This is a genomic window from Bacillus sp. Marseille-P3661 (assembly GCF_900240995.1).
Classification (GTDB): domain Bacteria; phylum Bacillota; class Bacilli; order Bacillales; family Bacillaceae_J; genus OESV01.
On sequence record NZ_LT965955.1, the window covers coordinates 402,848 to 425,584 of the forward strand.

A 22,737-nucleotide genomic window follows, 5' to 3' on the forward strand; every position below is an offset into this window, starting at 1 on the left:
TTACTGGGATAATCCTGGATATACAGAGTATTTATTGGCGAAAATACTTCATATTATTTTCTTGGAAAATTTTACCTCACCACAATTTTATGCCCCTTACTGCCACTGACCGCACCTTCTACTTGATAACTCTTATGTAGTCCTGTTTTGCACCAAATTGCAAAATGCTCGCAGTTATTGAAAGCAAGGTTATATCCATTACAGCCTATTTTACTTTTTGCTCGCTGTACTGTTTCAGAAGGCGAGTATAGCTTCATAAGATATTTATCTGGGATTTTAGGAGTTGGTGGAGCAAATTCAGAAGAAACAGGGACTTTAGTTGGCTGATCATCATCACCGTAAATCATTTCTTCAAAATCTAAGATAAAAAACGATGTTTGATCTTTTAAGAAGTGGGCCATATCCGTTTCCATGATTTCGTTATCGTTCGATGTATCAGAATCCATCGATGTAAAATGAATGACGCGATTGTTGCCAACATACACACCATAATGCTCATAAAGCCCACCCATTCTTGAAATGCCGATCACATCACCGTACTCGACTTTTGTTTTGGACCTGTTTGTGGTTTTCTTCATTGAAGAAGTGAGTGCTTTTTTACGTTGTTCAGCAGTTGCGTATTTATAGTCTCCAGTTCCTAGTGCTGCATCAGCTTTATCGCCGATATCCTCAAGCGTATCTCCGAGCTTATCCCGTATTAACGGGCAGTAATGATTCCCTTTCCGAATTTCAATTGAAAGTATATCGAAATTGGGAATCAACTGCCCGTAAAAACCCGATTAGTTCAACTAACCATCAGTGGAAAACCACCACTGATGGAGTTTCACTGTATCAAGCTTGTGATTTACTTTTTTATCAAGCTTATCTAATTTTTCATTTTGCGAATCGGCCCAATCTGCAATGAAATCAAAGGCACCTTTGTCTCTTAATTTTCTAAAAAAACTCACGATGGTCGTCTCCTTATATTTGTTTTATAAAACTAACTATATATTACTATTCAACAATAGAAATCTGATTTCCTGTTACGAAAGTAGTTTGTTAAGATAGCATTCATTTTAAAGATTTATAAATTTTGCGGAAGTAATAAGAAACTAACATAAAATAGGTAAAATAAATTGAAGTGAATTTTTTGAAGAATCTTGACTGTTTTATGGGAGCTATTAGGGGTAACCATTAATAATACGTTATTGGTTTAAATTGTTTAGTACTCTTGCGCTATGCATAATCCTTACTATTTCTATTGTATCAACCTTTAGTCGGTATATAATGCGATAATGATTAATTAGTTTTTCTCTAATTGTTTTCTTTTTTATCTCCGGAACTATTCTACCTGCGTATGGGAAGTCGTATAAACCATCAATAGTATCAATAATCTTTTTTGCAAATTGTCTTGCATCCTCTTCAGAATCTTTAGAAATGTAGTTACATATTTCTTCTAAATCTTTAACTGCAGAGGGAGACCATATTAAATGAGCCATTTCTTTAACTTTTCCTTTACATCATCGTGAGTAATAAATGTTCCACTGTTTAATTCTTTAATCCCTTTATCGATTTTTGCATGGACATAAAGCTCCTCCATAATATCTTCAATTGTAGCGTCATCAGGTAAATTTTTTATCATTTTGATAACTTCCTCTTTTGTACTCATACAATAAGCCTCCTTTATGATTTCTCATTATATATTATAAATCATAGTTAACCTCAAGTGCTAACGTTTATTGTTTTTATATTTTAAGTCCACTATATTTTGGAAAAACTATATGTTAGAGTTTGTATCAGCTTGTGAAATTAGTATTACTTTAATGAAGGAGAATAATAATGAATAAACTATTACTAAAATTAGTCGTGCTTTTGTTGGCTTTATCAATTGCAGTGTTTGGCTGCAATCGAGCAGAGGAAAATCAAGAACCTGTTGCTGAAAATCCTGAAAAATCTCAAGAGGAGACAATACCGGAGACGCCACCAACTGCGTATTCGGAAGAGCAAATGATGACTGTAAGCCATGATATTTTAAATGTTTGGTATGTAGAGCGGTTAGGTGCTGCAACACGTGAGGAGCTTGAGCCTGTATATGATATTTTTAAGGATCCAGCACCTTACGTAACGGGGATAGAGGCGTTTTTTGATAATGGTATTGCGGGTCTGTTCGATGACATAAAATTGGAAACGGATAATGAGAAAGTAATGGGTATTGATGAAAAAAGCTTCTATTATCAAGGGGACGTAACTGTTTCTGGACATAATAAAGAAACAGACAAAGTGGAGACTTTTAATGAAACGGTTAAAATGGCAATTGAGGAAGTAGAAGAAGGTTCTTTTAAAATTCATACAATTCAAGCTGAAATGAAGGGTGAAGAAGGGGCTCAATAAGGTATAACCTCCTGACTTAAAAAACTTAATCCAATGTACAACAGCCGCTCCAATTGGAACGGCTGTTGTACATTATAAAGCTATGTTTTATGCTGTAATTAAATAAAAATCTTATCTAGCTCAATCTTTAATCCTTCAACTGTAATTACCTCGACATAATCCTCTTTAGAATATACACCGCTTAACTGATAGACCCCACCATCATTTAATAAAAAAATTTCGACTGTCTCGTTATGAACATCTACAATCCAGTACTCTCGAACTCCAGATTTTTCATACAATTTATATTTTCGCCAGCGATCATGTTTTGTAGTGGATGGTGACAAGACCTCAAGGATAAAATTCGGACTACCGTTGCAACCACGATCATCTAATTTGGATGGGTCGCATACAATAGTTAAGTCGGATTGGACAACATTGAAGACTTTATCATCCTTTTTACTTTCACTTAACAACCTTACATCAAAGGGAGCAATAAATACTTTGCATTTTTTATCACGTAAGAAGGTATTAAATTCAGTAAACAATTCGCCAAGGATTTCTTGATGCCTTCTAGATGGGGAGGGTGTCATATCATAAACTTCCCCATCAATGAGTTCAACACGTACTGATTCATCCCATTTACAATAATCATAATAGCTAAAACTAGGTATGGCTAATGCCCCCCTTAATATGAAAATAAGACTATAGCCCATGTTTTATTACTTAGAATTATGTCTATTTTCACCTTCAATTACCCATATTATAGCGTGTTCTCCTCAAAATTATAAAAAAATTCAAACAAATCCCTTGTCCCTCTTGACTTTTTAGCATAATAACTCTTGTTCGCTAATAAACATATACAAACCATGTTAAGAGAGTGTTTGGAGTGAGCGTAATACGTGAGTTGACTTCGGAGGTTTTAAGAGCAATCAGGTTAGGTTCTGTGAGTTGGGGCAAGGCCCTTGTCAACATTAGGTGCTTTTTTCACAGATAAAACAATGGCCTGGCGTCCTCTTCGTAGTGTTCACTAGTCTCATTTCACACTTCTCACATCCAATTTGGGGAGGCGAGTGGTGTGCACGATTACATCAAAGAGCGTACTATCAAGATTGGCAAGTATATCGTGGAGACAAAGAAAACAGTTCGCGTAATCGCGAAAGAATTTGGCGTTTCCAAAAGTACTGTCCATAAGGATCTGACGGAGCGTTTACCAGACATTAATCCCGAACTAGCAAACGAAGTAAAGGAAATACTCGATTATCATAAATCTATACGTCATTTACGCGGCGGTGAAGCGACTAAAATGAAATATAAGTCAGATACAAGTGATTCAACAACGAAAGGTGAGCTTGTTAAATAATAAGAATTTTATATTACAAAAATTCGAAAAATCGTAATGAAAATGACATGAAATGGTAGTCAAAAAACTTTTCAACAAAAAATGACTTATCCCTACAACATATGTTAATATATATAATTAGATAAATTTGTACTCGTACAGATATGGAACGATTTTAAGGAGGATAACAAGTTGATGATTGCTAGGGATATCGGAATTGACTTAGGAACTGCCAATGTTTTGATTCATGTTAAAGGCAAAGGTATCGTTCTGAATGAGCCTTCTGTTGTAGCGATTGATCGAAATACAGGTCGAGCACTAGCGGTTGGTGAAGAAGCTAGACGAATGGTTGGTCGTACACCTGGAAATATTGTGGCGATCCGCCCGCTGAAGGATGGAGTTATTGCTGATTTTGATGTTACTGAATCAATGCTAAAATATTTTATCGAAAAAATAAATGTAAAAGGCTTTTTATCAAAGCCGCGGATCTTAATTTGCTGCCCAACGAACATAACATCTGTTGAAAGAAAAGCAATTAAAGAGGCAGCTGAAAAAAGTGGCGGTAAAAAAGTATATCTTGAAGAAGAACCGAAAGTTGCTGCCATTGGGGCAGGGATGGATATCTTCCAGCCTAGTGGAAACATGGTTGTAGATATTGGCGGTGGAACGACGGATGTTGCCGTGCTTTCAATGGGCGATATTGTCACCGCCTCTTCTATTAAGATGGCAGGGGACAAGTTTGATAACGAAATCCTTCAGTATGTAAAGAAACAGTACAAATTGCTGATCGGTGAACGTACAGCTGAAGATATTAAACTAAGTGTAGCGACAGTATTTCCAGGTGCACGAAACGAATCCATTGATATTCGTGGACGTGATATGGTTTCCGGTTTGCCACGTACGATTACAATACACTCTGAAGAAATTGAGAAAGCATTACGTGAGTCTGTGGCTATGATTGTACAAGCCTCTAAAAGCGTACTTGAACGTACACCACCAGAGCTATCAGCGGACATCATTGACCGCGGTGTAATCTTAACTGGCGGCGGCGCGTTATTACACGGCATCGATACACTTCTAGCTGAAGAGCTTAAAGTACCAGTTCTAATCGCAGAAAATCCAATGGACTGCGTAGCGATCGGAACAGGAATCATGTTAGACAATATGGACAAAATCCCAAACAAACGCTGGGGATAAAAAGGACAAGCAATGTGTGAGCCTAAGATGACTCTACACTTTACAATGCCTGTCCATTTAGCGGTGCCTGGCACTTTTCATGGTGCCTGTCACTTGTCGATGTGTGTCGAAACGGTATAAACAAACGCTTTGTTTAAAACATGGACGAGCGTAAGGTTTGCCTTAAATCGCTTGGATTGTATTTCCAATAAAGTTTATTATTAAACCTGCCGATATAAAGATGGATCGTAAAAGATCACTTCCTATGATTGATTGTTTAATTCGATCGATCGGCAGGTGCCTGTCACTTGTCGAATGCAGATGATATAATAAATTAAAAGATTACTATCTTTTTGCATGTTCGACAACTGTCGACAAGTGACAGGCACCTTATAAAGAAGAACGGGCACTTTATAAATAAACACATTAAATGAAAGGGGAGTTTTTATGCTTCGTGGGTTTTATTCAGCAGCAGCGGGGATGATTGCGCAGCAGCGTCGTCAGGAAATGTTAACGAATAACTTAGCCAATGCGAATACGCCAGGTTTTAAAGAGGACCAAGCATCACTAAGAGCATTCCCGGAAATGCTGATCACAAGCATGAATACGGAAACTCTTCCTGTAAATAAAAAATTTCAAACAAAAGGCGCATATACAGTTGGTCCGATTAATACCGGCGTGTATTTGCAAGAGGCTCTTCCGAAGTTTAAGCAAGGTGATATTCGCGAAACGGGAAATCAAACGGATCTTGCTTTAGTTGACGTGAATCTTCCTATTAATGAAGAAACAAATCAACAGGGCGCACTTTTCTTTGAAGTATTAAACGAAAATGGTGAACCACGCTATACGCGGAACGGCAACTTTACACTTGATGGTGAAGGCTACCTCACAACAAATGAAGGGTTATACGTAACCGATACAGCTGGACAACCTATTATAATCTTTGGTAACGAATTTACCGTGACGAATGATGGTCGAATTTTTGAAGGCGACGAAGACACAGGCCAACAAATCAATGTCGCGTATGCAGATAATCCAGCAGACCTAATTAAAGAAGGTAGCGGGTTATACCGACTTGATGGTGAAAACGAAGGTCTGCCAACTGCGTTGGACAACCCTGATATTGCATACTCGATGAAACAAAACTTTGTTGAATCTTCAAATGTTAATATAGAACAAAGTATGACGGGAATGATGATGGCTTATCGAACGTTCGAAGCCAATCAACGCATACTTAAAGCGTACGATCAAAGTATGGAAAAAGCAGTGAATGAAATTGGCCGTATAAGATAAGGTAGGGGGATAAAACCATGAACCGTGCAATGTTAACTGCATCTGTAACGATGGGACAACTTCAGAAGAAGATGGATACAATTGGTCACAACCTTGCCAATTCTAATACGGTAGGTTATAAAAAAAGAGAGACAAGCTTTAGCGATTTGCTCACACAGCAAATGAATAACCAGCCTGTTGAAAATCAGGAAGTCGGTCGCGTTACTCCAAATGGTATTCGTGTAGGCTCAGGTGCAAAACTTTCTGAAACAAATATTAGGTTGGAACAAGGCAGTGTTGAAGTGACAAACCGACCTTTAGATCTTGCGCTTACGAATCCTAATCATTTTTTTCAAATATATGTTGAAGAAAATGGACAAGGCTCTCTGCGTTATACAAGAGATGGAGCGTTTTACTTATCACCAGATGAAATGGGTGATTTAGCGCTTGTAACGGGCGATGGACATTATGTCCTGGATGGCAATGACGAACCAATCTATATTCCTGAAAACCAAAAGGAAATAAAAGTAACTCGAACTGGGGAAATTATTGTTACAACAACAGACGGTGAAGAAATGTCAGTCGGACAGCTGCAATTAGTTGGCATGCTTAGACCTCAGCTTTTACTAGCAGTGGGTGACAACCAATATGCGCTGCCGGACCTTGAAGAGCTAAACTTAGTTGATGAAGAAGTTTTTGAATATGTTCCAGGTAATGTAGAGTCCGTTCAACAAGGTGCGCTTGAAATGTCCAATGTTGACGTGGGAACTGAAATGACAGAGCTGTTAACAGCACAACGCTCATATCAAATTAATGCGAAGTCTATTTCGATTGCAGATCAAATGTCCGGCCTAGTTACGTCGTTGCGATCATAACTTGAAGGACAAGCATAGTGAAATTGTTTAAAAGGAGCTGTAAACATGGCAGGTGAATTACAAGATATGATTGAATCAAAACCGAATACACGTCAAGAACGTCGCCAACAAAAAGAGCTGGAGCGTACTGAAAGAATTAAAGACGCTACTCAAAAAAAGGAATCCGTTCGTAAGCGACGTGGCCAAATTCGTCTGATTCCCATCTGGCTTCGCTTGTTAATTATTACGGTTCTAGTATGTCTTAGTATCCTTGCGGGCTTAATGGTCGGCTACGGCGTAATCGGCGACGGAAAAGCGGCCGATGCTTTGAAGGTCTCAACATGGCAACATCTAGTTGATCTTGTGCTGAAAGATGTCTCTGATAAATAAATTTAAAATAGCCAAAACCACCTTCTTATTATATTGAAGGTGGTTTTGTTGCATATTAGGGAATTCTAAAACTATATACAAGTTACAGATACCCAATAAAATATGCTATAATTTGTAAATACATAAAAATTCAAAATGGACAAATTCGAAAATTCAACAATTCGAATTCGACAAGTGACAGGCACCTGTCGATTTAAAAGGAGTCGATATTATTGTTAGATATTAATGAAATAAAAAAGATTATTCCGCATCGTTATCCGTTTTTGTTGGTGGATCGTATTTTGGAAGTGGAAGATGGTAAGCGTGCAGTGGGTTATAAGAACGTGACGGCTAATGAAGAGTTCTTTAATGGACATTTTCCTGATTATCCTGTTATGCCTGGGGTATTAATTGTTGAAGCCCTTGCACAAGTTGGTGCAGTGGCGATGTTAAAGCTGCCTGACAACCAAGGACGTCTTGCTTTCTTTGCAGGTATCGATAATTGCCGCTTTAAAAGACAAGTTGTACCTGGCGATCAATTGCGCTTAGAAGTGGAAATGACGCGTGTAAAAGGTAAGATTGGTAAAGGAAAGGCTGTTGCTACTGTTGATGGTGAAATAGCATGTGAAACGGAAATTATGTTTGCGTTAGGTGATAAGCAATCTTAATTTTTTATACTACTAATCATCTCTTAAAAGAACTTAATAGTAATAAAGGGCATGCATCCACTGGAGCATGCCTTTTTTGTTTGATGATATTATTAATGATTAGATCCTCTTCATAATAAAAAGAAAACACCCTCACCTTAGTATTTAATAACTCCCTCCCGATATTGGAAAGCGTAATATAACATTTTTTTTGTATTAATTTAAAACGAATCAATTTTTAGGCCTTCTTACACATATCTTAAGTATAGAGATTTTACAATAAATACCCATATTAAAAAGAACACTGGATAATATATCCTGAATTTTAGGTACAAGGAACAGGAAATTTTTATATTTATAATAATAACATCATGTTATAATATTGATAAATTACAAATAAATACTATTTTCCCATTACTTTGGCAATGGAAATGGTTTTATTGGAGGAATTGAAATTGAGAATTTCCAGTTCTCTAATTGTCTTACTCTTTTTTCTATTTTGCCAATTCCTTTATCCGGTTGAAATAAGCGGTAAGGGAAAAGTCGTACATATAGACCAGGAAGAATCGACAGTTAGCAAGGGGAACGCAAAAGGCTATATTGTGAAGTATAAAGCACCGAAATATTCGAGAATGTCATTGTCGAGCAGAGGTCAATTTAAGAACATATCATTTACTTCGAAAGATGAAGAAAAACAGAAACTTGAAGATCTACTTAATGACCCAACTGTTGAGTATGTTGTTCCTAACTACATAAGAACAACGCAAACATATAATGACCCACTATACAAGGATCAATGGGCTATTCCAGCTATTAACTTAGATGATATACAAACAATAGACTTAAAGAATGATATAGTTGTGGCTGTCTTGGATACAGGGGTGGATTGTTCACATGAAGATCTTATTAATAGGTGTGTAGCTGGATATGATTTTGTAAATTTAGATACGGACCCAAGTGATGATTCTGCAGCAAGTCATGGAACGATGGTTGCTGGAATCATTTCTGCGGTTTCAAATAATAATACAGGAATAGTTGGGAGTGCACAAAATGCAAGTATCATGCCATTAAAGGTATTGGATAAATACGGAAATGGCGATGATGCAACGATTATTCAAGCTATTCACTATGCAGCAGATTATGGAGCTGACATCATTAACTTAAGCTTAGGTGGTCCCGAGTTTTCAGAAGCTCTATGGGATGCAGTTAAATATGCCTACAATCACGGAGTGACTGTTGTTGCTGCATCTGGTAACAAAGGCAGATCCAGCGTGGACTATCCTGCAGGCTACCCAGAAGTAATGGCGGTTGGCAGTTTAAGCTCAAATGGATATAGATCGACATTTTCAAACTTTGGTCCTGCACTTGATCTAGTAGCACCTGGGGCAAATGTGATGACAACAGCAAGGTTTAGTGGCTATAAATTTGGAAGTGGGACATCTTTTTCATCTCCATATATAGCTGCAGCAGCAGCGATTATTAAGGGACAGCGTGGGGAGATTTCTCCGTCCGAAATAATGTGGGTTCTTGAAAAAGGCTCAACTGACCTAGGAATAGCAAACAGGGATAACGAGTATGGATATGGTGGGCTAAATCTATTAACAGCAACTATAGATCAGTCAAAACCTAATAGCATAGAGGAGCCAAATGAATCTATAGGTACCGCTTTTCCTCTAGAATATGAACAAATCTATAATTTTAGTTTACAACAACCTAATGATGAAGATTGGTATAGGTTTGATATAAACTCGGGAGAATCATTGAAACTACAGGTATCGATGCCAGAGGACAATCTTCAAACTGATCTAGCAATTGTAAACTCTAGCGGAGAAATCGTTAATCAGATTACTACCTCTGATAAAAGTTTAATAAGTCTTCCTTTAAAGAAAGGTACATATACTATTAGGCTGAAAGAAAGGTATGGACATTGGTCCAAAGAAAACTATTCATTGCAATTAAGCAAGAATACAATTGACTTTAACTTAGATCAAGAGATTGATATAAAAGACATTATTTTAGCTTCGAAAAAATTAGATTCTGACACAGAAATAAACTCAACGAATGACATAAAAAATGTGATTTCCCATTATGGTTATATATACCCAAAGTAATGTTTCTAAAAAATGTGGAGTGGAGGCGATGGTTTAAAATAATTATCAAAAATTCAACTAAATAATTTAGAAAAAAGGAGGTCTACGAATGGCAAAAAAGATTGTTTTATTACTAATGGTTTTTATGTTAAACCTAGGTGTAATTGTGCCTAGTGGTGCTTTTGCAGTCGGAGAGTCTTCGTCCACAGGCAATGGAAGACACTCTTCCGAAAAACCTTCTGCAAAAGAGAGAAGTAAAAGTGAGCGAACCCAAAACTATAGTGCCAATAGCTCTGGTACATTGGTGTGGGTTGAGAGCTCTAAAAAGTTTGTTAAGGCAGGAGATACATTTTCTGTATATGTAGGTGTACAGAATGTATATGATTTATTTGGGGCTTCACTTGATATGAAGTTTAATCCTAATGAGGTAACAGCTTTAAACGTAACTCCAGGTGAGATATTTGGTGAATTAACGTCTGTTGATAGTCTTCCAGATGATTCTACAACATTTGATCGGGGTTATTTTTATAGCAAAACGGATAATGAAACAGGTGAGCTAACCTTTTTAAGCTTTTTAACGGGTAATGAACCTTCAATAAATGATGGGGGGCTTTTCGTTAAAATAGATTTCCAAGCTAATGCAGCTATTTCAACAGGGCAATTTCTAGCAACACTTACAGACTCACGTACAGCGTTTGACTCAGGGGAATATAATACGCTCATCCAACTTTCTGATTCTAATGCAGCTTCAATTTATTATGATGGAAATGCAGAATACTCCGAAGTAAATATTACAGACGCGATTATAGCTGGAACAGTTTATGAGGAAACGACGAGTAATTTTAATATAGCAAAAGATGTATCCGTGAATTTATATAATAGTTCATCTGAATTTGTTGATACAACTTCAGCTGATGACAATGGAAACTTCTATTTTAGTAATCCATCCATTACAGCAGGAACATATTATATAGAAGTAATAGGACAAAATTATGAGCCGTATTTCTTTGACCTAGAGTTAACAGATACATCAACGGTGCATGAGGAACATATTTACCTTACTCCAAAAGGATTATATACGATTAATCTAACTTGGGGAAGTTCGACGGTTACAGAGGACTTAGAGCTTGATTTACGTGTAAAAGTGCTTGACCGTTCAACTGGTGCATTTATAGACGAGATTAGTTGGAACAATTCTGGTGCAACATATTTATCTCCATATCTAACACATCTTCAAGATACACATGGACCAAGCGGACATGAAATTGTTGCGGTTCATAGTCCAACAGATTACTTATATGAAGTTACTGCTGTAAACTACTATGGAGAATTTTCAGCAGTAGAAGACGCTAATGTTAAAGTTACCGTTAATGATTATAATGGTGTAATTCTTGAAGAATATACTTATGATGGTGCAGCGCAAGGTAGTACATGGAGTGCTGTTCAATTTACATTTGATAGTTTAGGCGATATTCAATTACCAGATGGTGAAGGGCCACAACCACAAGATGCTGCTCTTTCTACCAATAGCATAAATGGAGATACGATTGCATTTGATATTTACGGTCAAGGGTTCTCAACTGCTCAAGATGTTGAAGTTTGGTTATACCGTGATTATTCAAGCTACAACCAGTACTCAAGCAGTAGTTCCGAAGATCAAGAGGTTATCGAGTTAGTAAAAGAAGAAGATGGAGTCACTTCAACAGTACCGATGAAAAATCCTTCTTTAAGAACAAGCAGCGGTTATGACGATCAGGGTAGATATGCAGCAACAATTGGTGAAATTACCGATACGTCTATTTCCGTAACAGGTGTTGAAGGTGCGAAACATGGCGATTATTTCGTAGAGGTTTATTTAGATGGTCAACATTTAACGCTTCAGAATGATCATTTACGTTACCGTCCTGCGGGAATTTATGTGGAAGAGCTTATTAACGCTGGCAACTATCCATATGTTTTACCGCTAAATTATGATTCATATGACACTGATTATTATCCAGCAGAGTTTCATGTTTACAATCTTCCAACAGCTTCACCAACCTTTGAGGTTGCTTTTGTAAATGCTGCTACAGGAACTGATGAGATCGTTGTCGATGGAGTAACTAGTGGTATCGGTGATCCAGGTCAATCGTATTTTACGTTTAATTTCCCTACTGATTTGTCAAAAGGGACGTACGAACCTGAAATAAGAGTCCTATCAGGTGCCGAAACATTAGCGACAATCCCACTTCCTTTAGTAATGGTTGGAGAACCATTTATAGAATGGGTAGATCTATATAAATTTCCATTGGGGGAAACTGAGTTTAGTTTTTATTTAGGAGCTAAGAATTTAAGTGGTTCTGACACTGTATCCTTAGAACTTTATCAAAGGGGCAGCACTACACCGACATTTACTGCAGTAGGGAACGTCGTGTATTCTGATTCGTATTTAACTCAAATTCGTTATAATTTCTCAAGTTTTCCTACAGGTTTACCAGAAGGCGATTATGAGCTTGTTATGAATGTAAACGGTGAAAAGAGCCTACCATATAAACTAAAAGGAACCTATAGTCCAATCTTACAGCATGTAACACCTCCTGCATATAAAGCGAATGTCACGTCATTTTATGCATGGGTAAAAGGTTATAATATGAATTCAACTGATTTTAATGCAGAATTAGTTAATTTTTCTAATGAAATTATAGCAACAAGTCAAGAATCAGCTATAGTAGATGGCAACTATGGAAATGAAAAGTTGTTACAGTTTAAGATGACAGCTGATTCACCAATATTGTCAGGAGGTTATTTCCTGCGGATCTATGATTCTGCTGGGGAAGGAGTGACGGAGCTTTACATGAATGTTACGGAAACATTAAATGTATTTGGTTATCCATACTCCCTAAGTTACCCGGCAAGTATCGAAAATAGCTTTTATTTAAATGGTGTAAACCTTGATCAAGGAAACTGGGAATTAACATTAACAGATGCAAGTACTGGAAGTGTTGTACCTGACGTAGTCCCAGTAACCAATGTGACAGTTGATGATTTTGGCCATGAAAAGCTAAATATCATTATTCCTGCACTATTGGAGGGTCAATATTATTTAGTAATTAGCAATACAGCATTATCGAATCCAATTACAATAACATTGAATGTCGGCGCAGCTACTGGGCCATTTGTACACTCCGTTCATATTGATGGACCGGATGAAGTGTTAAAGCCTTTAGCTGATTCAGCAAGCCATGAATTCATTGGAAGTGTCTTAGATCAATATGGACATGAAATGACGAATGAAGATGTGACCTGGTCAATTGAGGAAACGGTTGAAGGTATTTCAATTGACTCAGTGACAGGAACATTAACAGTTCAAAATACGGCGGCAGCGAATTCCATCGTAACAATTAAAGCTACATCAATCACACATCCAATGATTTATGCAACTAAGACAGTTACGATTAAAGAACAAGTTACTTCACCAATTGTTAATAGCATAGTTGTGGATGGTCCAATAAGTATTACCGTGCCACAATTAAGTAACGCAGTACAATACAATGCAACGGTTTATGATCAAGATGGAAACGTTATGTCAGGTGAACAAGTAGAGTGGTCACTTGCATACCCTGTTCAAGGTGTAAGCGTGAATAATACATCTGGTTTAGTGACTGTTCTTAATACAGCGAGTATAGGTTCATTTGAACTTATGGCTACATCGATAACAGATTCAAGTAAGAGCGGGAATTTAGTTATCTCGTTGGTGAGTGGAATGCCTACAGATACAACACCGCCAGCAGTACCAACAGTCAATCCAGTAGATAGTGATGATACGGTTGTAACAGGAACAGCAGAACCAGGTTCAGCAGTAAAAATAACTGTAAACGGCTATGAAATTGGCTATGACATCACCGATGGAACTGGAGTCTATTCAGCAGCGATAGCGGCGCAAGCTACAGGTACAGAGCTAACCATAACGGCTACAGATGCAGCGGGAAATGAAAGTGAACCTGCAACGATAATAGTTACAGAATCGACTACAAACCCTGTAGATGATACACCGCCGGCAGTGCCAACGGTAAATGCAGTGGATAGCGATGATACGGTCGTAACGGGAACAGCTGAACCAAATGCAGCAATAAAAATAAGTATTATGGGTTATGAAATAGGCTATGACTTCGCAGATGTAACAGGAGCGTTTTCAGTTGCAATTAACCCGCAAGCTGCAGGTACAGAGTTAATCATTACGGCCACAGATGCAGCAGGAAATGAAAGTGAGTCAGCATTCGTAACTGTATCGGAAGCAATTGTAAATCCGCCAGAAGATACAACACCGCCAGCTGTACCAGTGATTAATCCGGTGGATAGCGATGATACGGTCGTAACCGGAACATCAGAACCTGAATCTACTTTAGTTGTAACGGTTAATAGTCTTGTAATTGGATTTACTTTTGCTGATGAAACAGGCGCATATTCAGCTGCGATTATGCCACAAGCTGCAGGAACTGAGATCACTGTGACTGCAAAAGATGCAACAGGAAATGAAAGTGAACCAGCAAAGATAACTGTAACAGAAGCAAATCCACCGGTGGATACGACACCACCAGCAGCACCAACAGTCAATCCGGTAGATAGCGATGATACGGTTGTAACGGGAATGGCAGAAGCTGAATCTACAATAAAAGTAACCGTTTCGGGTAGTGTGATCGCAACGGGAACAGCAAATGAATATGGGGCCTTCTCAGTAGCAATTACACCACAAAATGCTGATACAGTCTTAGAAGTAACAGCAACAGACGCAGCCGAAAATGAAAGTGAGCCAGTATTTATTACCGTTAAGATAGCTGAAATAGAAACTGGCAATAATGGTGAATTTGCAAACGGAAAGATTATTGTTGATGGAAGAAATGTGAGTGGTAAAGTTAAACTTGATATAACGTATAATGAATTACCTGCCAATGTATCTGGTATTCAAATTGATATTCCTGTACCGCAAAATGCAGGGCTTAGCAATCCGGATATTATATTAAACGAGGCCATAGGTCTAACTGAAGATGATATCCAAATAAATCAAGTTTCCAATAATGTTTATACGTTGTTAGTAGGTGGTAGTGAATTAGTGGCGAATCCATTACCTACTTCAGGTAAGATTGGTACGATTACATTCGATACAGCTTCTACTGAGAATATAGATTTAAGGTTCAATAAATTGATATTTACCTTAAAGTCTCTTGAAACGCCGCAGATTGCTGTTTCGAATGTAAGTATGGTGGTTAAATCTCTTATTCCAATACCTGAAAACCACTATGTATATGATGTGAATAGAGATGGAAATATCGATATTACAGATGGGTCAATGATTCTTTATTGGCTTACAAATGAAATGGATATCCAAAATCAAATACCAAGTATTACTGTAATCGACAGAAGTATAGATTATGGTGAGTTAGATGAATTGCGCTATTTCTATGACGTAAATCTTGATGGCGATATAAACGTTACAGATTACACGACGGTACTGTTCTGGCTCACAAATGAAATGGATATCCAAACTCAAAGACCACACTTTGATGGGATCCCAAATGTAAACTAATGGATAAGAGAGCTTAAGTGTTGCTTAAGCTCTCTGTCAAATTGTAATGGGAGGAAAAAAATGAAACCAATTAGAATGTACCTTGCCATTATTTTAGCGTTTTTTATATGTAGTCCAATCGTACACACTGCAAGTGCAGCGAACGATATTGTCGTAACAGAGAAGACAATTAACGACATTCTAACAATAACCGGTAAAAATGATGGAGAAACTTTAGAACTTAACTTCAAATACAATAATTTAGCTGGAGAATTTACGGCAGCACAAATAGAAGTGAATTCAAATTCAAAGATGAATATGGATGGTACCTTTACGATTGGTGCGAATCTTGAGAGTGGAGATATCCAAAGTAGCCAAATAGTGGATACAGTTTATCAAGTAATAATAAGTGGATCTCGGTTAACGAAAACACCATATCCAGGGGGCAAATCAGGCGAAATTGGCACGATTCGTTTTCAGATGTCTGAACCTGGTGATGTGGCAATTGAATTTAAATCACTCATTGTTAATCAAAGGTCACTATCGAATGCCGCGCCGGTTAACATAAATGATCAGGATAATTATGTAGTCAATTTTCCAGGTCCATCTGCAAGTGGAGGAGATACAACACCACCATCACCACCAACTGTAAATCCAGTGGATAGCGATGATACGGTCGTAACTGGAACCGCAGAAGCGGGTTCAACTGTAAAAGTTAGTGTGAATGGAACAATAATTGGGACAGGTGCAGCTACATCAGCTCAATCATATTCGGTATCTATTCCAGCTCAAAACGCAGGCACAGAATTAGCTGTAACCGCAACGGATGCTGCTAACAACGCAAGTCAACCGACAATGATTGTAGTGTCAGATGCAACACCGGAAGTGACATATACTATTACAGTTGTTCCAGTAGTTGCAACGGATTCTAAAGTTTCAGGGCTTATTCAGGTTGAAGGATTGGCTGCGTTACCTACAGGATTATCAGTTCAGCTAAAGCAAGGGAATAGCTCGTTAGGAAATGGAAATGTTAATCAAGATGGATCATTTGAAATACCTGTATCAAGCAATCTTGTTGCCGGAGCGTACAAGGTAGAGCTTCTTAATGCAGCTAAGGAAAAGTTAGCTGAAAATTCATTTGAGGTATTAGTGGATGAATGTTTCATTGCAACAGCATCTTTTGGTTCAAAATTTGAACCATCGGTTACATTGCTGCGTAATTTCCGTGATGATGTACTATTACAATCGACTGCAGGGGAAACGTTTGTTAAATTCTATTATAGCCATTCACCAAAGGTCGCAAATGTAATAGCGGATAGTGACACCTTAAAGACTGTTACGCGAGTTGCTCTTACTCCAGTAATTGCAGCAGTATACTTAACATATAATCCTGTATGGATTGTGTTATTGGTAGTGGCTTTTGCTGCTCTATGGATGGTAAGACGTAATCGTAGAAGTAATATTCAAGCATAATAAATGAAAAGCGGGCTCCCTAAGGGGAGTCTGTTTTAATGAGTATATTGTTCACCTCTACATTATTATAGAAGAAACATATATTTTTTAAAAAGGAATCAAGTATGAATAATGTTAGAGTTGAAGCAGGAAAATAGGTTGTGCAGATGAATTTTGTGGTGATAACATTTAATGAATAAATTCATGATTATGGTTATCCATTTAAGTCCTAATTATACAGAGAGGATTTTTAATGCGTGGAATAAAAAACTATTTTAATGAAGAAGATTGTTTCTTTAATATAGAACGACGTTTTCAGGAATTAGGGGAATACTCATACTAAAACCCTTTGAATACTATTGCATTAATAATAAAATACGTTAATTAATGCAAAAAAATTATTGTTAAAGCGAAGTAAATATAAAATAGATACCTTTTGTATTTGTAGATCTCCCTTTTTTATGTAACATAATTGTAATTAAATGTAGTGAATTTAAGTGCATAAATTAAATCAGTCGTAACTATATATAGATATTGTGAGTGAACTACTATTATTTCATAACTCATAGAAGTGAATCTACCAGCAGATTTCCAGATGAACAACTGAATAAGAGATACATAGTATCGAATGTAATAGATATTAAAATACCAAAAAACCATTTTGGTAACATAAGAAAAGTTTTCTTTCATTATTACAATTGTGTAACAGTGCAGAAATTTGTTGCTTCCTGTGGTCCATTCAGCCTATAATATGAATGTACCAACGAGGTACACGATAAGTTATTGAGTGAGTGACCGGTAATAAATTGTAAGGAATCTATAAAACTTCTATAATAACAATAGAAGATTTGGTTGACAATTACAGTATTCGGTAATATACTACACAATGTAACTTATAATCTTGGATTTTACTAACCCAAGTGCGGCAATTCTATTATTTTAATAGTATATATCGCACGTGATGAATTTGCCAATTTGGTTTAGTGAAAATATAAAAATTTTAACCAATCATAGGGAGGAAAAGAAACATGAATAAAGGTTTAAAAATCACTACTTCTGCAGCATTATTAGCTGGTGTAGTTGCTCCTGTAGCAGTATCTTCAGTTGACGCAGCAGCTAGCACAGCATCAATCTCATCTTTAACAGTTCCAACAGTAAAGGCTACAACTGCTCAAACTACTGGTGTAGTTAAGATCGTTGTTCCTGGTGGAGCTAGAACATCTGGTGAAACATTAATCTTAGATTTAGGTGACGCTAAGATCGCAGGATTCAGTACAGTTGGTGCTGCTAACGTAGGTACAGTAGGTACTACTCAATCTCCATCTGGAGTAACTACACAACCAACTGTTGACCTTCAACTTAACGAAGATTCAACATTCACAGCATCTACAGATGTTTCTGTAAGTGCAGAAGAAAAGAAAGTTAAAATTCAATTCAACACAGATGTAGCTTATACAAGCGAAGCTGTATTATATGTTGAACTTAAAAATCTAGATATGACAGATGTAGCATCTGGTGAATATAAAGTTAAATTATCAGCATCACCTAACAGTGGTCTTCCAACAGGCGATGTAACTGTTGCTAACGTATTTGGTGAAGATGAAGATAAAGTTACTGTAACTTCAGGATCATTAGATACACACAACAGCACATTTGAATTCAAATTAGGTTTCAAAGAAGATTCTTTAAAATCTATCAAGGCTGGCGACTATGTTAAAGTTAAATTACCAGCTGGTTACAAGTGGACTACAGCATCAAATTCAAGCATTGGTTTCAGCAAAGTCTATGGTGATACTTTCACAACTAGTCAATTCACTGTAACTCCTGAAAGTGATGAGCGAGTATTAAAAATTGAATTCACAACTGATACAACTGTATCTTCAAACTTCGAAATCTCAAACTTACGTTTCTTAGTAGATGATCAAGATCTAGCTAAAAACGGCGAAATCATTGCTGATATCGATGCAGAAGGTTTTGATATCGGTGTATCTGAAATTAAAGTTGGAACTTACGGTCAATTTGGAACAACTATCTCAGCTAAAGATGATGAAAAAGTTGTAGTTTCTGGTCAAACTGATCAAAAAGTAAACGATATTACTATTAAAGAATCAATTAAAGAATCATTAGTTGCTGGTAGAACAGTAGTTATCGAATTACCAGACGGCGTTAAATTTACTGATGTTGACACTAACACAATCACTGATAACGGTGTAACATTAAATGGAAATACTTCAATTTCTTCAGCTAAAGACAAGTTAACTTTAACAGTTAGTGGTCAATCTTCAAAAGCTGCTGAACTTAAGATCAAAGGATTGAAAGTATCTGCAAAAGCTGGATTCACTGGCGATGTTATCGCTAAGATCTCTGGTACTGCAGGTGTTGAAGGCGAAGTTAAGATTGCTGAAGCTAAGCCTGCTGTAACTGCAACAGTTGAAAAGGCTAATGATGTTATCATCGGTCTTGGAGCACAAAAAGTTGCTGACATCGAAATCACAGAGTCTGTTAAAGAAGCTTTCTTAAACACAACATCTGGTACAGTTCAATTAGTATTACCAGAAGGCGTACACTTCGAAAAACTTCCTACTCTTGAAGTTGATGGCGACTTAGACCTTGACGATGTAAACTGGGGTTCTGATAAGAGCACAGTAACATTCGATGTTGATGCACAATCTATTAAAGCTAGCAAAATCACAGTTAAAGACGTAAGCCTACGCGTTTACCGTGATGTTCCAGAAGGAAACATCGAGTTATCAATCAAAGGTGGAGATCTTGTAAACAATACTGCAGACTTCACTGCTAATGATGACACAGCTGCTAAAGTTGTTATCGCTCGCGTTGCAACTCCAGCTGAAGGTAAAGGTCTTGCTGGTGAAGTAGTATTCACAGTTGGCGCTACAACTTATGTTGCTAATGGCGTTGAAAAGACTATGGATGTTGCTCCATTCATCGAAGGTGGACGTTCTTACATGCCAATCCGTTATGTAGCTGAAGCTGTAGGTGCAGATTTCATCACTTGGGATCAAGCAACTCAAACTGCTACAATTATGAAAGGCGACCGTGTAGTTCAACTTACTGCTGGTAGCAAGGCATTAAAAGTTAACGGTGCATCAATCTCTATGGATGCTGCTGCACAAGTTAAAGAAGGCCGTACAGTTCTTCCTGTTCGTTTTGTAGGTCAAGCTTTAGGTGCAAACGTTGACTGGAACGAAGCTGATCAAACAGTAACAGTAAAATAATTTAAGTTAACACTTAGATAATAATGAAAAGAACCTCTATATGAGGTTCTTTTCTGCGTTTATGGAGATTATTGGCAATCTGTTAGTATGTAAACACTTGATTTAATAGTATAAATAAATTAAAATTTAGAGGTTCGTGCATTTAATGTTGTTCTCTATTTGGAATTAATATTAAAGGAGTAGGAGTATGAGAAATAGTTTAGTAAATTATATTTTCTTTGCAATGATCGGTTTTATTATCCTCATTATTATAATCAGTAATACACAAGCTAAAAACCAAAACGAAGTGTTTTTAGATGATTTTAAGACTTACAGTACGGCCCTTAATTTATTAAGTGAGGAAGACTATGAAAGAAGTAAAAACATGCTGACACAGTTATACGATAAGTATCCAGATAACTATACTATTAGCTATTCATTGGCTAAAGCGTATGTTATGTTAGATGATTATCAAGAAGCAGCTCGTTTGTATGAAGAAGCGATTGAAAAGTTTCCTTTTTTTCAACTAGATCCAGATTATTGCTCTGAATATGGTAAAACTCTTTTGCAGCTAAATGAGAAGGAAAAGGGCAAGGCGTATTTGTTAAAAGCAAGAGAATTATTCACTGAGTTTGGACAAGAAAAAGAAGCAAATGAAATTACTAAGGTTCTAAATAGTATTTAAAGAAGGAGGTTTAAAAAGGATGTATTATCAGAAACGATACAAGTCATACGACAAATCATATAGCATAAAGTTAGATCGAGATACGAAAGAAGATTCTTTCGAATCTAGTAAAGTTGATAAATTACTTTTTATAATGTTTGGCATTATATTATTAGTAGTACCGATCATCATGTTTTCAAGTGTTCGATTATTTATAAGTCCTGAAATTGATTTAGCAGCATCACTTCAAACTGGAGAAAAATATAATCTTTTCGACTTCTATAAGTATGTTTCATTAGTTATCTTCACGATAGGAACCGTATTAATCTTTCTATATAAATTATTATTTCTTAATAATCAATTGAAACCCACAATGTTTAACATCATATTCGGGGTATTAGCTGTTTTTATTTTACTATCATTGTTATTCTCCCCATATAAAACGATTGCTCTTCATGGAATGTATACAAGATATGAAGGGGCAATAACCTATCTTTGTTATATTATTTTAGCATTTATTGCTGCAAATATAGTCTTTAATAAAGACAAAATGAAGTGGCTCTTTTATATGCTAATTCCATTTATATTGATCAATACAACCTTAATTCTACTTGATTTCTTCGGCGTTAATATCTTAGATTTTAAATGGGTTCAGGATTTTCTGTTTTCATCTATTGAAGGTGCAAACATGAACAGTGATTCAAAAATATTATCGACCTTATCAAACCCGAACTATGTCAGTGGTGTTGGAGCAATCATAACTGTTTTATTCTTTTACCTAGGCTTATTTGAAAGCCGATTCTTGGCTAGCTTTATATATTATATTTTTGCTCTGTTAGGGTTTGTGTTAGTCATTACAAGCTTTTCTACAAGCGGCTTTTTAACATTAATAGCAACATTTCCAATTACATTAATTCTTGCATTACTCCTATTTAAAAATAGTATAAAGAAACCAGTGAAAGTACTATTTTTCTTTGTCGGAATGATTATTATTTATTGTGGGATGTACTTTTATAATCCTGCAATTTGGAATGAAACGCTTGGTTTTTTTATCCCTGCAGAAAGTGAAAATACGATCCACACGGATAGCAATACTGAACAAGGAAAATCTATCGTTTCAAATGATGAAATTCAATCGGAAAGTGGTTATGCATTGGAAGAATTACCTGAACCAGCTTGGGGAGCAGGTACAGGTCGTGTATACATCTGGGAAAAAACCGTTGAATTAGTAAAAGATAAACCTTTATTAGGATATGGATTAGATACACTACCTTTTATCTTTCCGCAGGAAGATCCAGAAAAGATAGCAAATCTTAGTACACATTCAGTAATAGTGGATAAACCCCATAATATTTTTATAGGTCTATTATATGGTTCAGGGTTGTTGACATTACTAGCATTTTTAGCTTTTATAATAGTGCTTTTTGTACATCTAATAAAGTTTTTCATAAAACATAGAAAAACAATGGATACTAAACAAATAAGTATTGTGTATAGTATAGCGGTAGCGCTTGTTGCTTACCTAATTCAAGGGTTATTTAATGATTCTGTCATTGGTATTTCTGTGATTATTTGGATACTTTTGGGTGTGTTGATATCTGTAACAACAAATATGGAAGAACAAACCGAAAACAATAGTTAAAAGTAGTATAAAATTAAATAGTAAACGTTGGTTACAATGTTTTTTGATGAGTACAATAAATGTAGAGTTATTTCCTAATAACTCTACATTTATTGTATATAAACGAATTTCAATGAAAACTTT

18 protein-coding genes are annotated in these 22,737 nt (G+C 36.5%); 13 read left to right on the forward strand and 5 right to left on the reverse strand.

Annotated features, from left to right (window positions below; all coding sequences use genetic code 11):
- Positions 1 to 71 precede the first annotated feature (71 nt).
- From C1724_RS18720 to C1724_RS18730, 4 genes are all read right to left on the reverse strand, one after another.
- Entirely contained in the window at positions 72 to 761 is a 690-nt protein-coding gene (locus C1724_RS18720) for a lecithin retinol acyltransferase family protein (RefSeq protein ID WP_102348274.1), read from the reverse strand.
- 27 nt (positions 762 to 788) lie between these two features.
- Positions 789 to 947: a hypothetical protein gene (locus C1724_RS25745; protein ID WP_180994331.1), complete on the reverse strand. Its 159-nt coding sequence runs from the start codon at positions 945 to 947 to the stop codon at positions 789 to 791.
- A 237-nt stretch (positions 948 to 1,184) separates the two neighbouring features.
- Complete coding sequence (locus C1724_RS18725) at positions 1,185 to 1,478, reverse strand: type II toxin-antitoxin system RelE/ParE family toxin (protein WP_102348275.1); 294 nt, start codon at positions 1,476 to 1,478, stop codon at positions 1,185 to 1,187.
- Positions 1,466 to 1,648, reverse strand: coding sequence for a hypothetical protein (locus C1724_RS18730; RefSeq protein ID WP_102348276.1), 183 nt, complete (start codon positions 1,646 to 1,648; stop codon positions 1,466 to 1,468). The genes C1724_RS18725 and C1724_RS18730 overlap by 13 nt, the downstream gene beginning before the upstream one ends.
- Positions 1,649 to 1,818: 170 nt before the next feature.
- On the opposite strand from C1724_RS18730, the gene C1724_RS18735 reads away from it, so the two are divergent.
- Positions 1,819 to 2,370 (forward strand): hypothetical protein, encoded by a 552-nt coding sequence (locus C1724_RS18735; RefSeq protein ID WP_102348277.1) that lies wholly within the window; start codon positions 1,819 to 1,821, stop codon positions 2,368 to 2,370.
- Between the two features lie 98 nt (positions 2,371 to 2,468).
- Here C1724_RS18735 and C1724_RS18740 read toward each other — a convergent pair whose 3' ends face one another.
- The gene (locus tag C1724_RS18740) at positions 2,469 to 3,065 is read right to left on the reverse strand and encodes a Uma2 family endonuclease (protein WP_102348278.1); all 597 of its coding nucleotides are present in this window, start codon (positions 3,063 to 3,065) and stop codon (positions 2,469 to 2,471) included.
- Between the two features lie 362 nt (positions 3,066 to 3,427).
- Here C1724_RS18740 and spoIIID point away from each other — a divergent pair, with 362 nt between their 5' ends.
- The 12 genes from spoIIID (at position 3,428) to C1724_RS18800 (ending at position 22,614) form a co-directional block, all read left to right on the forward strand.
- On the forward strand, positions 3,428 to 3,712 hold the full coding sequence (gene spoIIID / locus C1724_RS18745) for a sporulation transcriptional regulator SpoIIID (protein ID WP_102348279.1): 285 nt from the start codon (positions 3,428 to 3,430) through the stop codon (positions 3,710 to 3,712).
- A 174-nt stretch (positions 3,713 to 3,886) separates the two neighbouring features.
- Positions 3,887 to 4,888, forward strand: coding sequence for a rod shape-determining protein (locus tag C1724_RS18750; RefSeq protein ID WP_102348374.1), 1,002 nt, complete (start codon positions 3,887 to 3,889; stop codon positions 4,886 to 4,888).
- 426 nt (positions 4,889 to 5,314) lie between these two features.
- The gene (locus C1724_RS18755) at positions 5,315 to 6,160 is read left to right on the forward strand and encodes a flagellar hook-basal body protein (RefSeq protein WP_102348280.1); all 846 of its coding nucleotides are present in this window, start codon (positions 5,315 to 5,317) and stop codon (positions 6,158 to 6,160) included.
- 17 nt (positions 6,161 to 6,177) lie between these two features.
- On the forward strand, positions 6,178 to 7,014 hold the full coding sequence (locus C1724_RS18760) for a flagellar hook-basal body protein (protein WP_102348281.1): 837 nt from the start codon (positions 6,178 to 6,180) through the stop codon (positions 7,012 to 7,014).
- A 45-nt stretch (positions 7,015 to 7,059) separates the two neighbouring features.
- Entirely contained in the window at positions 7,060 to 7,383 is a 324-nt protein-coding gene (locus C1724_RS18765) for a DNA-directed RNA polymerase subunit beta (protein WP_102348282.1), read from the forward strand.
- Positions 7,384 to 7,595: 212 nt separating this feature from the next.
- Positions 7,596 to 8,030 (forward strand): 3-hydroxyacyl-ACP dehydratase FabZ, encoded by a 435-nt coding sequence (gene fabZ / locus C1724_RS18770; RefSeq protein ID WP_102348283.1) that lies wholly within the window; start codon positions 7,596 to 7,598, stop codon positions 8,028 to 8,030.
- Between the two features lie 434 nt (positions 8,031 to 8,464).
- Entirely contained in the window at positions 8,465 to 10,120 is a 1,656-nt protein-coding gene (locus C1724_RS18775; RefSeq protein WP_180994332.1) for a S8 family peptidase, read from the forward strand.
- Between the two features lie 88 nt (positions 10,121 to 10,208).
- The gene (locus tag C1724_RS18780) at positions 10,209 to 15,662 is read left to right on the forward strand and encodes an Ig-like domain-containing protein (RefSeq protein WP_102348285.1); all 5,454 of its coding nucleotides are present in this window, start codon (positions 10,209 to 10,211) and stop codon (positions 15,660 to 15,662) included.
- Positions 15,663 to 15,722: 60 nt separating this feature from the next.
- Positions 15,723 to 17,114, forward strand: coding sequence for a CFI-box-CTERM domain-containing protein (locus C1724_RS18785; RefSeq protein WP_102348286.1), 1,392 nt, complete (start codon positions 15,723 to 15,725; stop codon positions 17,112 to 17,114).
- Positions 17,115 to 18,121: 1,007 nt separating this feature from the next.
- On the forward strand, positions 18,122 to 20,329 hold the full coding sequence (locus C1724_RS18790; protein ID WP_102348287.1) for a copper amine oxidase N-terminal domain-containing protein: 2,208 nt from the start codon (positions 18,122 to 18,124) through the stop codon (positions 20,327 to 20,329).
- A gap of 187 nt (positions 20,330 to 20,516) precedes the next feature.
- Entirely contained in the window at positions 20,517 to 20,993 is a 477-nt protein-coding gene (locus tag C1724_RS18795; protein ID WP_102348288.1) for a tetratricopeptide repeat protein, read from the forward strand.
- Positions 20,994 to 21,012: 19 nt separating this feature from the next.
- Positions 21,013 to 22,614 (forward strand): O-antigen ligase family protein, encoded by a 1,602-nt coding sequence (locus C1724_RS18800; protein WP_102348289.1) that lies wholly within the window; start codon positions 21,013 to 21,015, stop codon positions 22,612 to 22,614.
- The last annotated feature ends 123 nt before the right edge of the window (positions 22,615 to 22,737 follow it).

Coding starts and splice junctions, on each gene's coding strand:
- C1724_RS18740 (WP_102348278.1), bottom strand. CDS start 3,065: ATGGGCTATAGTCTTATTTTCATATTAAGGGGGGCATTAGCCATACCT.
- C1724_RS18725 (WP_102348275.1), bottom strand. CDS start 1,478: ATGGCTCATTTAATATGGTCTCCCTCTGCAGTTAAAGATTTAGAAGAA.
- C1724_RS18735 (WP_102348277.1), top strand. CDS start 1,819: ATGAATAAACTATTACTAAAATTAGTCGTGCTTTTGTTGGCTTTATCA.
- C1724_RS18750 (WP_102348374.1), top strand. CDS start 3,887: ATGATTGCTAGGGATATCGGAATTGACTTAGGAACTGCCAATGTTTTG.
- C1724_RS18780 (WP_102348285.1), top strand. CDS start 10,209: ATGGCAAAAAAGATTGTTTTATTACTAATGGTTTTTATGTTAAACCTA.
- C1724_RS18800 (WP_102348289.1), top strand. CDS start 21,013: ATGTATTATCAGAAACGATACAAGTCATACGACAAATCATATAGCATA.
- C1724_RS18760 (WP_102348281.1), top strand. CDS start 6,178: ATGAACCGTGCAATGTTAACTGCATCTGTAACGATGGGACAACTTCAG.
- C1724_RS18785 (WP_102348286.1), top strand. CDS start 15,723: ATGAAACCAATTAGAATGTACCTTGCCATTATTTTAGCGTTTTTTATA.
- C1724_RS18790 (WP_102348287.1), top strand. CDS start 18,122: ATGAATAAAGGTTTAAAAATCACTACTTCTGCAGCATTATTAGCTGGT.
- C1724_RS18730 (WP_102348276.1), bottom strand. CDS start 1,648: ATGAGTACAAAAGAGGAAGTTATCAAAATGATAAAAAATTTACCTGAT.
- C1724_RS18755 (WP_102348280.1), top strand. CDS start 5,315: ATGCTTCGTGGGTTTTATTCAGCAGCAGCGGGGATGATTGCGCAGCAG.
- C1724_RS18795 (WP_102348288.1), top strand. CDS start 20,517: ATGAGAAATAGTTTAGTAAATTATATTTTCTTTGCAATGATCGGTTTT.
- C1724_RS18765 (WP_102348282.1), top strand. CDS start 7,060: ATGGCAGGTGAATTACAAGATATGATTGAATCAAAACCGAATACACGT.